Source organism: Deinococcus pimensis DSM 21231 (assembly GCF_000519345.1).
Classification (GTDB): Bacteria; Deinococcota; Deinococci; order Deinococcales; family Deinococcaceae; genus Deinococcus_A; species Deinococcus_A pimensis.
Genome location: NZ_KI912617.1, coordinates 9,945 through 21,760, shown reverse-complemented (window position 1 = coordinate 21,760; position 11,816 = coordinate 9,945). Strand labels below are relative to the sequence as shown.

The 11,816-nt window shown below is 70.0% G+C and carries 11 protein-coding genes; 4 read left to right on the top strand and 7 right to left on the bottom strand.

Translation table 11 applies throughout. The features are described from left to right. Positions 1 to 89 precede the first annotated feature (89 nt). Positions 90 to 866 (top strand): hypothetical protein, encoded by a 777-nt coding sequence (locus tag DEIPI_RS0100525; RefSeq protein ID WP_027480493.1) that lies wholly within the window; start codon positions 90 to 92, stop codon positions 864 to 866. 22 nt (positions 867 to 888) lie between these two features. Here the strand turns inward: DEIPI_RS0100525 and DEIPI_RS0100520 are convergent, their stop codons facing one another. The 4 genes from DEIPI_RS0100520 to ispH form a co-directional block, all read right to left on the bottom strand. Beyond that, the gene (locus tag DEIPI_RS0100520) at positions 889 to 2,376 is read right to left on the bottom strand and encodes a S10 family peptidase (protein WP_027480492.1); all 1,488 of its coding nucleotides are present in this window, start codon (positions 2,374 to 2,376) and stop codon (positions 889 to 891) included. A 48-nt stretch (positions 2,377 to 2,424) separates the two neighbouring features. Beyond that, a complete protein-coding gene (locus DEIPI_RS0100515) occupies positions 2,425 to 2,817 on the bottom strand; it encodes a DUF805 domain-containing protein (RefSeq protein WP_027480491.1) in 393 nt (130 codons plus the stop codon). A gap of 125 nt (positions 2,818 to 2,942) precedes the next feature. Next, on the bottom strand, positions 2,943 to 3,341 hold the full coding sequence (locus DEIPI_RS0100510) for a DUF805 domain-containing protein (RefSeq protein WP_027480490.1): 399 nt from the start codon (positions 3,339 to 3,341) through the stop codon (positions 2,943 to 2,945). A 141-nt stretch (positions 3,342 to 3,482) separates the two neighbouring features. Continuing rightward, on the bottom strand, positions 3,483 to 4,478 hold the full coding sequence (ispH, locus tag DEIPI_RS0100505; RefSeq protein WP_027480489.1) for a 4-hydroxy-3-methylbut-2-enyl diphosphate reductase: 996 nt from the start codon (positions 4,476 to 4,478) through the stop codon (positions 3,483 to 3,485). A 115-nt stretch (positions 4,479 to 4,593) separates the two neighbouring features. Between ispH and DEIPI_RS0100500 the strand changes: the two genes are divergently transcribed. After that, positions 4,594 to 5,778, top strand: a complete 1,185-nt coding sequence (locus DEIPI_RS0100500) for an acyl-CoA dehydrogenase family protein (RefSeq protein WP_027480488.1) — start codon at positions 4,594 to 4,596, stop codon at positions 5,776 to 5,778. Positions 5,779 to 5,878: 100 nt separating this feature from the next. Then, positions 5,879 to 7,615 (top strand): bifunctional metallophosphatase/5'-nucleotidase, encoded by a 1,737-nt coding sequence (locus DEIPI_RS0100495; RefSeq protein ID WP_027480487.1) that lies wholly within the window; start codon positions 5,879 to 5,881, stop codon positions 7,613 to 7,615. 72 nt (positions 7,616 to 7,687) lie between these two features. Here DEIPI_RS0100495 and dxs read toward each other — a convergent pair whose 3' ends face one another. The 3 genes from dxs to DEIPI_RS0100480 form a co-directional block, all read right to left on the bottom strand. After that, complete coding sequence (gene dxs, locus DEIPI_RS0100490; RefSeq protein WP_027480486.1) at positions 7,688 to 9,544, bottom strand: 1-deoxy-D-xylulose-5-phosphate synthase; 1,857 nt, start codon at positions 9,542 to 9,544, stop codon at positions 7,688 to 7,690. A gap of 41 nt (positions 9,545 to 9,585) precedes the next feature. After that, positions 9,586 to 10,278 carry a hypothetical protein gene (locus DEIPI_RS0100485; RefSeq protein ID WP_027480485.1) on the bottom strand — a complete coding sequence of 231 codons (693 nt, stop codon included), beginning with the start codon at positions 10,276 to 10,278 and terminating at the stop codon, positions 9,586 to 9,588. Positions 10,279 to 10,445: 167 nt separating this feature from the next. Beyond that, entirely contained in the window at positions 10,446 to 11,132 is a 687-nt protein-coding gene (locus DEIPI_RS0100480; protein WP_027480484.1) for a PspA/IM30 family protein, read from the bottom strand. A 168-nt stretch (positions 11,133 to 11,300) separates the two neighbouring features. On the opposite strand from DEIPI_RS0100480, the gene DEIPI_RS27345 reads away from it, so the two are divergent. Then, on the top strand, positions 11,301 to 11,816 hold a 516-nt coding region (locus DEIPI_RS27345), incomplete at its 3' end, for an MFS transporter (protein WP_157463390.1).

The window sequence follows — 11,816 nt, the reverse complement described above, 5'->3', positions numbered from 1 at the left end:
GTGGACCCGCCCGGCAACGCCGCGCGCTACGCCGAGCTCGCCCGCCGCTACCGCGAGGACCTGCGCCCCGTGAGCGGGGGAGAGCCCACGTGACCGCCCTCACCGAACTCCAGCCGCGCTTCCCGGATCACGGCGCGTTCCTCGCGCGCTTCCTGCCGCGCGCCCGACCCGAGTACTGGGGGCTGTGCGCGGACTTCTGCGACCTGCACGCCTTCCTGCGGCACCTGCACGCCTCCTCGTGGTACGGCTACCTGCACGTCGCGATGCACGAGCAGCACGTGCACGTCCTCGTGTACGAGGGCCGCGTCGTCGCCGCCGCGTCCGCGAGCAACACCGGCGAGCTCGCCCTCGGCGACATGCTCAGCCTCTTCCTCGCGGGCGGCCCGCTGAGCGCGTGCACGCTCGATCAGGACGTCGCGCACGCCCTCAGCGGCGTGGGCAGCCGCGCGTGGAAGTTCGACCTCACGGAGGACTTCACGGGCCTGCACGCGGGACCCGGCGGCGCCACGTTCTACGCGCGCGGTCAGGTCATCGCGACGATGCCCGTCACGCTGCCCACCGAGGGCGCCTTCCCGGCGCCGCTCAGGCCCCAGACGCTCATCCTGCCCAAGAGCCTCGCGGGCTGGGCGCATCAGAACTACGCCCTCACGCTGCGTGGACGCGACGCGCTCAACCCCATCACGACGGTCCACCAGCAGTTCCGCGCGACCTTCGGCGGGCCCGCGCAGAACCTCGTGCGGGCCATCTCGGAGGGCCTCACGCCCGCCGAGCATGCCCTGCGGACCGACGCGCCCCTGCAGGACCTCGAACCGCTGCTCGCCGACCTCGTGCGCGGCGGGTACGTCAAGGCGGTGGGCGCCCGCTGAGGGGCGCCCACCACCGGCCCGCTCAGGCCACCGTGCCCCGGACGAACGCCGCGAGGTCCGCCTTGAGCCGCGCGAGGCTCTCCTCGTGGACGTACATCATGTGGCCCGCCTCGTAGTACGTGGTGCTGAGGTTGCCGCGCAGGCGCTCGTCGAGCCCGAGATGCGAGAAGGTGTACTCGCTCGCGTAGTACGGCGTGGCGAAGTCGTAGTAGCCGCTCGCGACGATCACCCGCAGGTGCGGGTTGCCGGTCATGGCCTTGCGGAGCGTCTCCGCGACCTCCACGAAGCGGTTCTCGAACTCCGCGTAGCTCCACTGCGGGAACACCTTGAAGTTGAGGATCTCGTAGGGCACGTCGAGCTCGAAGCCGAGGTCCGCGCGGACGTACTGGTTCATGGCGGCCGTGTAGGGCCCCTGGATGGCGGCGTAGCTGGGGTCGTACTCGTAGCGTTCGCCCGCGCGGTCGCGGTCGATGCCGGTGAAGCGGCTGTCGAGGCGGCCCACCGTGAGGCCCTCGTCGCGGCGCAGCTCCTTGCAGAAGCGGCCCAGCTCGGGACGCAGGTCGCAGCGCTCCACGAAGTCCTCGGAGAGGCCGGTGAGCCGCGCGAGCTGACGCCGCACCTCCGCGCGCTCCTCGCCCTGAAGCGCGGCGCCCCGGAAGAGCGCCGCGAGGTACGGCCCGGACGCGAAGGCCTCCGACTCGCGCAGCCACTCGGCCAGCGGCCGCGACTGCCCCCCGTCGAGCTTCCCGTGGTACCACGCGGTCGCGGTGTAGGTGGGGAGGTGCAGCAGGTACGGGAGGTCGTTGCCGGGCGTCTCGTGGACCGTCTGGAAGTCGAGGATGCTGGACACCAGCATCAGGCCGTTGAGGAAGAGGCCGTGGCGGTCCTGCAGGTAGCCGGAGAGCGCGGCGGAGCGCAGGGTGCCGTACGACTCGCCCACCAGGAACTTCGGGCTGAGCCAGCGCGCCTCGCGGGTGACGAACAGGCGGATGAAGTCCCCCACCGACTCGACGTCGCCCCTGAAGCCCAGGAAGTCCTTCGTCTTCTCGCCCGTCACGCCCCGGCTGAAGCCCGTCCCGACGGGATCGACGAACACGAGGTCCGTGACGTCGAGCAGGCTGTGCTCGTTCTCGGTGAGGCCGTAGGGGGGCGGCAGGAGGTTCCCGGCGTCGCCCATCACGACGCGGCGCGGGCCGAGCGCGCCGAGGTGCAGCCACACGCTGCTGCTGCCGGGGCCGCCGTTGAAGGAGAAGGTGAGGGGGCGCGCGGCGCGGTCCTCCACGTCGTCGCGGGTGTAGGCGACGTAGAAGATCTCGGCGCGGGCCTTCTCGCCCTCGGCCTTGCCGTCCTTGTCGTGCCGCTCCTCGCGCAGGACGATGGTGCCGGTCGTGACGGTGTACGGGACGGTCTGCCCGTCGATGGTGACGGTGTGCCGGGTGACGCTGCGGCGGTCGCTGGGCGCGGGCGTGGGCGCGGCGGGCGCCGTCCCCGCTTCGTTCTGGTCGGGCATGCCCGAGCCTACCCCGCGGGGACGCGCGCGTGGGGTCGGTCGAATGGCCTAGCGGGCGGCGCGTGCGGGTGCGGCCTTCGGGCTGGGGCCCCACGTGTTCGCGCCGGGCTCGCCATCCTGGATCAGGAAGATCAGCAGGACGATCGGCCCGACCAGGGGAACGAGTGAGACGAGCAGCCACCAGCCGCTCCTGCCTCCGTCGTGGAGACGCCTCACTGAGACGGCAACGTAGGGCGCGAGCGTGACGACGAGGTAGAGACCGGCGATCAGGCCGAGCTCCGTCCGTGCGCCGGAACCGACCCGGGTGCCGAGGAGTTCGTCGAGCACGGAGAGGAGGAAGATCACGACCGCGTGCACGAGGTAGAACATCCAGTATTCGCGCCGCCGGGCGCGGCCGGTCACGGTGCCGTAGTTCCGCAGGACATGAAGATAGTCGTTCAAGGGACTCCTTTCGCTCACGCGGTCCCGCGCGTTCCACCTCCATTTCCTCATCTTCTGCTCATGCGTGGGGCAAAAGCGCACGGCCCGAGCCGTGAAGCGTCGGGCCGTGCGGGGAGTGGGTCGGGTCAGGCGCGTGCCAGGCCGGGCTTGGGGCTGGGACCCCACTTGTTCGTGCCGGGCTCGCTGTCCATGATCGTGAAGATCAGGACGATGAGCGAACCGACGGCTGGGACGAAGGTGATGAGATAGAACCAGCCGCTCTTGCCCGTGTCGTGGAGACGTCGGACGGTCACGGCGAGGGTGGGCACGAAGGTCGCGAGCGCGTACAGCGCGAAGACGACCGAGAAGAGGCCGAACGCGGGGCTGATGGTGAGGTCCTCGTTGAGCCCTCCGGTGATCCCGAAGAGGATACCGAACACCACGGAGATGACTGTCTGGACGAGGGTGAACATCCAGAATTCGCGGCGGCGGGCGCGGCCCGTGAAGGTGGCGTAGTTGCGCAGGACGTGCAGGTACTCGTTCATGTGGGCTCCCTCGACATGAGCAGGGGTGACGGGCACACGCTCCCAACACTTCTCATGCTCTGCTCACGGTTTGGATAAAGCGTACATGAAACGAGCGTGGCGTGGTACCGCATGAGCGGTACCACGCCACGCGGGGACGTGCTAGCGCATCACGCGAGGCAGGGGCGCGTCGGGCGCGACCTTGCGGGGCTCGCGGAACTCGATGTTCTCCCACTCGCCCTCCTCGACGACCTCCAGCGCGGAATTGAGCGCCCGCAGACGCGCCACGAGGTTCTGTACGAGGTCGTCCGGGGTGCTCGCCGCGCTCGTGATGCCCACCGACCGCACGCCCGACAGGTCCAGCGCTTCCAGGTCGGCGTCAGTTTCGAGCCGCTCGGCCCGCCCGCACGCCGCGCGCGCGAGCTCCAGCAGGCGCATGCCGTTGCTCGAATGCGTGCTGGTCAGCACCAGGAACGCGTCCACGTTTCCCGCGATGGCCTTCACGGCGTCCTGCCGGTTCTTCGTGGCGTAGCACAGGTCCTCGCTGGGCGGCACCACCAGCCCCGGGAAGCGGGCGCGCAGCACGTCCACGGTGCGGCGCGTGTCGTCCACGCTGAGGGTCGTCTGCGTGAGCACCACCAGCCGTGACGGATCGGGCACCTCCACCGTGTGCGGGTCCGCGAGGCCCTCGCCCCGCTTGCCGAGCACGCCCACCACGATGGTGTGCTCGGGCGCCTCGCCGCGCGTCCCGATGACCTCCTGATGCGAGGCGCTGTCCCCGATCAGCAGGATGGTGTAGCCCTCGCGGGCGTACTTGCGCGCCTCCGTGTGCACCTTCGTGACGAGCGGGCAGGTCGCGTCGATGGTGGACAGGCCCAGCGCGCGGGCGCGTTCCCGCACCACGGGACTCACGCCGTGCGCGCTGAAGATCACGGTGTCGCCGCCGCCGGGCAGGCGGTCCACGTCGTCGAGGCTCTCCACGAAGTGCACGCCGTGCCCCTCCTGGAGGCGCTCCACGACGGTGTGGTTGTGGACGATGCTGTGGTACACCGTCACGGGCCGCTCCTCGCCCCGCGCGGCCTTCTCCACCGCCTGGATCGCCATGACGACGCCCGCGCAGAAGCCGCGCGGCTTGGCCAGATACACCTTCTCGATCATCGCGCCCAGTCTAGTGCGCCGCGTGGGGCCCGAGGGTGTGGTTTGTCCCGGTGCGGCATCCTCCTTCTGGGTCCGCCCCACCATCCAACGGGCGTTCGTTCGCTAGCATGGGCGCATGACCGACGTCCTCGATTCCGCCCACGCGACCGGCGTGAGCTTCGACCTCACCGACGAGCAGCGCATGATCGTGCAGCACGTCCGCGACTACTGCCGCGCCGAGATCGCGCCGCTCGCCGCGCAGCACGACCGCACCGGCGAGTTCCCGCGCGCGCAGCTCAGGGGCCTCGGCGAGCTCGGCCTGCTCGGCGCGACCATCCCCGAGCAGTGGGGCGGCGCGGGCCTCGACAGCGTCACCTACGCCCTGTGCCTGGAGGAGATCGCCGCCGCCGACGCGTCCGTCGCCGTGATCGTCAGCGTCCAGAACGGCCTGCCGGAACAGATGCTGCTGCGCTACGGCACCGACGAGCAGAAGGCGCGCTTCCTGCGGCCCCTCGCGAGCGGCCAGAGGATCGGCGCGTTCTGCCTCACCGAGAGCCACGCGGGCTCCGACGCGGCCAGCCTCCGCATGCGCGCCGAACGCGACGGCGACGACTGGGTCCTCACGGGCCAGAAGGCGTGGATCACGTCCGGCGGTCAGGCCGACACGTACCTCGTGATGGCCCGCACGGGCGGGCCCGGCGCGCGCGGCGTCACCTGCTTCGTCGTGGAGAACGGCACGCCCGGCCTGAGCTTCGGGAAGCCCGAGGAGAAGATGGGCCTGCACGCCGCGCACACCACCACCGTGGGATTCGACGGCGTCCGCGTGCCCGACGCGCAGCGCGTCGGCGCCGAGGGCGAGGGGCTCGTCGTGGCGCTCTCCAGCCTCGACGCGGGCCGCGTCGGCATCGCCATGCAGGCGCTCGGCATCGCCCGCGCCGCGTACGAGCACGCCGCGCGCTACGCGCTGGAGCGCGAGCAGTTCGGGCGGCCCATCGCGGAGCACCAGGCCGTCAGCTTCAAGATCGCGAACATGGCCGCCCGCATCGAGGCGGCGCGGCTCGTGGCGCTCAAGGCCGCGTGGCTCAAGGATCAGGGTCGGCGCTACAGCAAGGAGGCCAGCATCGCCAAGCTCCTCGCGTCGGACGCGGCCGTGGAGGTCACGCGCGACGCCATCCAGGTGTTCGGCGGCAACGGCTACAGCCGCGAGTACCCCGTCGAGCGCCTCTACCGCGACGCGAAGGTCACCGAGATCTACGAGGGCACCAGCGAGGTCCAGCAGATGGTGATCGCCCGGCAGGTCTTCGGTGAGTTCCGCGGCTGACCCCGGGCCTGATAAAGAAACTCACAAGGCACGATGACGGCCGTCGTCCCCGGGAGAACACCCCGATGAAGAAACGATGATCTAACCTCTTGGAGGACATATGAAAAAGCGAATCAGCCTGCTCGGCCTCGGACTCAGCGTCACCCTCCTCGCCTGCTCCCAGAACGGTGAACTTCCCGCCGCTCCCGTCGACGTGACGGTCCTCGGCCTCAACGACTACCACGGCAACCTCGAAGCGACCGCCTTCACGCCCGCCGGTACGACCACGGCCATCAAGGCGGGCGGCGTGGAGGCCATCGGCGGTGAACTCGCCGACGTCCGCGCCACGAACAAGAACACCATCTTCGTCGGCGGCGGCGACCTCATCGGCGCGAGCCCCGTCACCTCCAGCCTGCTGCGCGACGAACCCAGCGTCATCGCGCTCAACAAGCTCGGCATGAAGGCCAGCGCGCTCGGCAACCACGAGTTCGACCAGGGCCTCACCGAACTGCTGCGCATGCAGAACGGCGGTTGCGAGAGCAACGACCCCACCAAGGCCTGCAAGTTCGACCCGGAGTACAAGGGCGCCACCTTCAAGTGGCTCGGCGCGAACGTCGAGTACAAGGCGAACGGTCAGAACCCCTTCACGCCCTGGTACGTCGAGACGACCCCGGACGGCGCGAAGATCGGCTTCATCGGCGCCGTCACCAAGACCACGCCCGGCATCGTCACGCCCGCCGGCGTCGCGGACCTCAACTTCCTCGACGAGGCCGACAGCATCAACAAGTACGTCCCCGTGCTCAAGGGCATGAAGGTCGACGCGATCGTCGTGCTGATCCACGAGGGCGGCGAACTTGTCAAGGACCCCAGCAACACCGACAACTACGCCACCGTGGGTTGCAAGACGCTGAACACGGAATCGGCCATCTATCCCATCGCCCGGCGGATCGACCCGGCCGTCACCGCCATCATCAGCGGCCACACCCACCAGGGCTACAACTGCCTCGTGCCCGACCCGACCGGCAAGGACCGCATCGTCATCCAGGGCGAGTTCTACGGCCACCTGCTCCAGCGCCTCGACCTCAAGGTGGACAAGGCCAACCACCGCGTCCTCGAAGCCAAGGCCGCGAACCTCGTCGTGAACTACGACGCCCGCAAGGCCGCCGGCACCCTCGACGCGAACATGACGGCCCTCGTCACGGAAGCCAAGGCCAAGACGGACGCCGTCAAGAACACCTTCGTCACGAACCTCGCCGTGCCGCAGATCAAGCGCGGCGCGACCCGCACCACCGAATCCGCGCTCGGTGACGTCATCGCCGACTCGCAGCTCGCCGCGATGAAGTCGCAGGGCGCCGTCATCGCGTTCATGAATCCCGGCGGCATCCGCGCTGACCTGCCCGGCACGACCAACGCCACCAACACAATCACCTTCGGGGACGTGTTCGCCGTGCAGCCCTTCGGGAACACCATGAGCGTCATGGACCTCACCGGCGCCCAGATCAAGACCCTGCTCGAACAGCAGACCGCGGGCCCGAACAGCGGCACCAACGTGAAGCTCCTCCAGGTCTCGGCGGGCTTCACGTACACGCTCAACCTCGGCGCCGCCGAAGGCTCGCGCGTGTCCGACATGAAGCTGGACGGAGCGGCCATCGTTCCCACCACCAAGTACCGTGTGGCGCTCAACAGCTTCCTCGCGGGCGGCGGCGACAACTTCGTCGTCCTCAAGGAAGGCACGAACGTCGTCAACACCAGCCTCGCGGACGTGGAGGCGCTCGTCACCTACCTCAAGGCCAACGCCGCGACCCTCACCAACACGCCCGCCGGACGCATCACCATCGTCGCCGCGCCGACCCCCTGATCCGAACCCATCCCGAAAGAGGAGGCCGCGGCAACCGCCGCGGCCTCCTCTCCCTGATGCGGGCGACGCCTCTCAGACCTCGATGGGCACGTCCACGCCGAGCTCCGCCAGCACCGTCCGGATCGCCTGCGCGTCGATGCCGCTCCGCGCGTGCACCCGCTCCACGGACGCGTGCTCCTGGAACTCGTCCGGGATGCCCAGCACCCGCACGGGCGTCCGCACGCCCAGGTCCGCGAGGGCCTCCAGGACCGCCGAGCCGAAGCCGCCCACGCGGGTGTTGTCCTCCACCGTCACGATCGCCCGCGCCTTCCCGGCCACGTCACGCAGCATGGCCAGGTCGAGGGGTTTGACGAAGCGCGCGTTCACGACGCCCACGCCCGGCAGGTCCCGCGCCGCGCTCTCGGCGTACTCCAGCGCCTTGCCGCCCGCGAGGATCACCACGTCGTCACCGTCACGCACGCGCTCCCAGGTGCCCCACTCCATGTCCGGCCAGGTGCCTTCCGGCACGCGCTCGGTGTTGCCGCGCGGGTAGCGGATCGCGACGGGCCCGCCCCGCTTCATCGCGGCCTTCAGCATGCCGCGCAGTTCGCGCGCGTCACGCGGGAGCGCCACGCTCACGTTCGGGATGCTCCTCAGGAACGACAGGTCGAACACGCCGTTGTGCGTCGCGCCGTCCGCGCCGACCACGCCGCCGCGGTCCACCGCGAAGATCACCGGGAGGTCCTCGATGGCCACGTCGTGCACCACCTGATCGTAGCCGCGCTGCAGGAACGTCGAGTAGATCGCCACGATGGGCTTGAGCCCCTGGAGCGCCATGCCCGCGCCCGCCGTGACCGCCACGTCCTCCGCGATGCCCACGTCGAGGTAGCGCGTCGGGTGGACCTGACTGTACTTCACGAGGCCCGAGCCCTCCCGCATCGCGGGCGTGATGACGAACACGCGCGGGTCCTGCTTCGCGAGTTCCGTCGCGGCGTCCCCGAAGGCCGCCGACCACGAGTACGCGCTGCTCTTCGGCGCGTCACCCGTCGCGGGATCGAACTTGCCCGGCCCGTGCCACTTGATGGGGTCCGCCTCGGCGTAGTCGAGGCCCTTGCCCTTCTTCGTGACGACGTGCAGGATGGTGGGCCCGTCGAGCTCCACGAGCTTCTCCATCAGGTAGACCAGCTCGCGGACGTCGTGGCCGTCCACGGGACCCACGTAACGCACGCCCATCGCCGCGAAGGGATTCACGCTCGCCGGATCGAAGAAGTGCCGGGCGCTGTCCTTGGCGCGCGACAGCATGTCCGCCAGGGGCTTGCTGAGCGCCCCCACCGTCTTCTTGCCCGCCGACTCGGATTCCTGGAACCACTTCTGCACCTGCAGCGTCCGCATGAACTTGTTCATCGCGCCGACGTTCTCGCTGATGCTCATCTCGTTGTCGTTCAGGACGATCAGCATCTTCTTGCCGCTGTCACCGATCGTGTTGAGCGCCGCGAGCGCCATGCCGCCCGTGAGCGCGCCGTCCCCGATGACGGCCGCCACGCGGTAGTCCTGCCCCAGCGCGTCACGCGCGTACGCCATGCCGAGCGCGTTCGCGAGACTCGTGCTGGCGTGCCCCACCGTGATCGCGTCGTGCTCCGACTCGCTCACCTTCGTGAAGCCCGACAGGCCGCCCTCCTTCTTGATGGTGGGCATGAGGTCGCGGCGGCCCGTCAGCATCTTGTGCGCGTACGCCTGATGCCCCACGTCGAACAGGATGCGGTCGCGCGGGCTGTTCAGGACGTAGTGGAGCGCCACGATGATCTCCACCGCGCCGAGGCTGCTCGCGAGGTGCCCCCCGCCGAGCGAGCACACGCGGATGATCTCGTCGCGCAGGTCCTGCGCCACCTGCGGCAGGTCCTCGCGCGCGACGCGCTTGAGGTCCTCGGGTGTGTTGATGTTCTCCAGCATTCAAAGACCTCCGGTGGAGCGAGATGACGTGATCGCGCGCCTCACCGCCGGTAGCTCCGCGCCACCTGCAGCAGCCCCTCGGGCGTGCGGACCTCCCCGAGATAAGGTGCGAACCACAGTTCCTGGGAGGCGGCCGGGAAGACCCCGCCGCTCTCCCCGTCGATCTGGCGGTTGATGACCCACACGTTCAGGCGCTCGCCGCCCGTCAGGACCACGGGCCGCTGCTCCAGCACCGTGTAACGGTAGCGCACCACGCCCGACTGCACGACCTTGCCGTCCTGCACGACCTGCAGCGACGACTCGCCGCTCCACTGCAGGCCCGCCTTGAGGCTGTCGGGCTGCGGGTACTCCCGCCAACCCGGCGTGAGGCTCACCACCACGCCGGGCTTCGTGAAGCCCAGCAGGTACTGCCCGTCCGGGCGGAACTGGCGGTACGACGTCTGGTCCGCGCCGCGCCCCACGAAGCGGAACGCCACGGCGGCCTGATCGCCGAAGAGCGTCGCGCCCTGCACGGTGAGGCTGTACGCGGACGAGTCGAGCGCCGCGCCCTCGGGCAGGTAGGACCACGACAGGCCCGTCTGGGAGGGGTAGTACGTCACGGCGGACACGTCGGTCGTGGCGACCGCGCGTCCCGGGTCCGTGGCGCGCGGCGCGCAGGCGCCCAGCGCGAGCACGAACGGCACGAGGAGGAGGGGAAGACGGGCGCGCGCCGCGCGGCGGCCAGAGGAAGTCACGGTGTTCAGCATAGTCAAGGGTGGAGGCGGCGACTGTCGGGTTTCGCGGCATTGCCGCGCGCCCGCGCGCGTCCGGACCGCAGAATACCGGACGTCCCTGACCGGGGGGTAAGCCCGACGAACTAGACCCCGGCGTAGGCCGGGGTCCGCGCACGTGCCGGGAACGTTCAGCCCTGCTTCGTGTCCGTGCCGCCCATGCCCATGGAGGCCTTGAGCTTCGCGAGCTCGTCGTCGATCTCGCGGTCGCGGCCGAGGTTGCGCAGCTGCGCGTCGAGGTCGCCCTCCTCGCGCAGCTGCCCCATCGCCTGGGCGCGGTCCTCCTGCTGCGCGACCTTGCGCTCCATCTCCTCGAAGGCGTCCATGGCGCTGCCGCTCTTGTCGAAGCCGCTGACGCGCTCCAGCGTCTGACTGGCCCGCGCCGTCTGGGCGCGCGCCTGCAGCAGCTCCTTCTTCGCCTCCATCTCGTCGATCTTCGCCTCGAGCGCGCGCAGCTGCGTCTTGAGCTCGTCCACGGTGGCCTGCTGACGCTGGAACTGGTCCTGGAAGCCCGTCGCGAGGTCCTCGTGGTTCTTCTTGCGGCGCAGCGCCTCGCGCGCGAGGTCCTCGCTGCCGCCGCGCAGCGCCTCGGCGGCCTTGCTGCCGTACTCGTCGGCGAGCTTGCGGTTGGTGTTCGTCTCGCGTTCGAGCTTCGCGGACTGCGCCATCGCGTCGGCGACCTCCGCGCGGGCCTGCTGGTACGCGTCGCGCATGTCGCGCAGCGCCTGCTCGATGATCTTCTGCGGGTCCTCCGCCTTGGAGATCATGTCGTTCACGTTGGCGCGCAGCAGCCTCGAAAGCCGGTCCAGGATCGTCATGGTGGTTCCTCCCGTGCATGGAATACGCGAGTTCGCGCTCGCGGGTTGCGTGCCCCCACCATAAGCCGACGCGCGCGGCCCCGCCTTCACCGCCCCTAGAGGACAGAGGACCCTCGAAGGTGCGTGCGTGGCTTTCCTCACGCCCCGCAGGAGAGGATGATGAAGGACATGAAGACCAGGGTGTTCTACGGCTGGGTGGTAGTGGCCGTCACGGCCGTCGTGCTGCTCCTCGCGGCGGGCGCGCGCAGCGCGCCCGGCGTGTTCCTGCTTCCCATGCAGCACGACCTCGGCATGGACCGCGCCACGCTGTCGTTCGCGGTGTCGCTCGGCCTGCTGATGTTCGGCCTCGGCGGGCCCGTCAGCGGCCTGCTGATGGACCGCTTCGGTCCGCGCCGCGTGGTCGGCGCGGGTCTCGCCCTGATCGCCCTGAGCTTCGTCCTGAGCTCGCGCGTCACCACGGAACTCGGCCTGAACCTCTTCTGGGGCCTGCTGAGCGGACTCGGCACCGGCATCGTCGGGAGCGTCCTCGGCGCCACGATCGCCAACCGCTGGTTCGTCGCACGGCGCGGCTTCGTCACGGGCCTCTTCGGGGCCGCCACGTCCGCCGGTCAGCTGCTGTTCTTCCCGGTGCTCGGCGCGATGGCCGCCGGGCTCGGCTGGCGCGCGAGCGCCGTGTGGATCGCC

Excerpts from the sequence above, each read along its gene's own strand:
- DEIPI_RS0100480 (WP_027480484.1), bottom strand. The coding sequence starts at position 11,132 with ATGACGATCCTGGACCGGCTTTCGAGGCTGCTGCGCGCCAACGTGAAC.
- ispH (WP_027480489.1), bottom strand. The coding sequence starts at position 4,478 with ATGATCGAGAAGGTGTATCTGGCCAAGCCGCGCGGCTTCTGCGCGGGC.
- DEIPI_RS0100510 (WP_027480490.1), bottom strand. The coding sequence starts at position 3,341 with ATGAACGAGTACCTGCACGTCCTGCGCAACTACGCCACCTTCACGGGC.
- DEIPI_RS0100495 (WP_027480487.1), top strand. The coding sequence starts at position 5,879 with ATGAAAAAGCGAATCAGCCTGCTCGGCCTCGGACTCAGCGTCACCCTC.
- DEIPI_RS0100520 (WP_027480492.1), bottom strand. The coding sequence starts at position 2,376 with ATGCCCGACCAGAACGAAGCGGGGACGGCGCCCGCCGCGCCCACGCCC.
- dxs (WP_027480486.1), bottom strand. The coding sequence starts at position 9,544 with ATGCTGGAGAACATCAACACACCCGAGGACCTCAAGCGCGTCGCGCGC.
- DEIPI_RS0100500 (WP_027480488.1), top strand. The coding sequence starts at position 4,594 with ATGACCGACGTCCTCGATTCCGCCCACGCGACCGGCGTGAGCTTCGAC.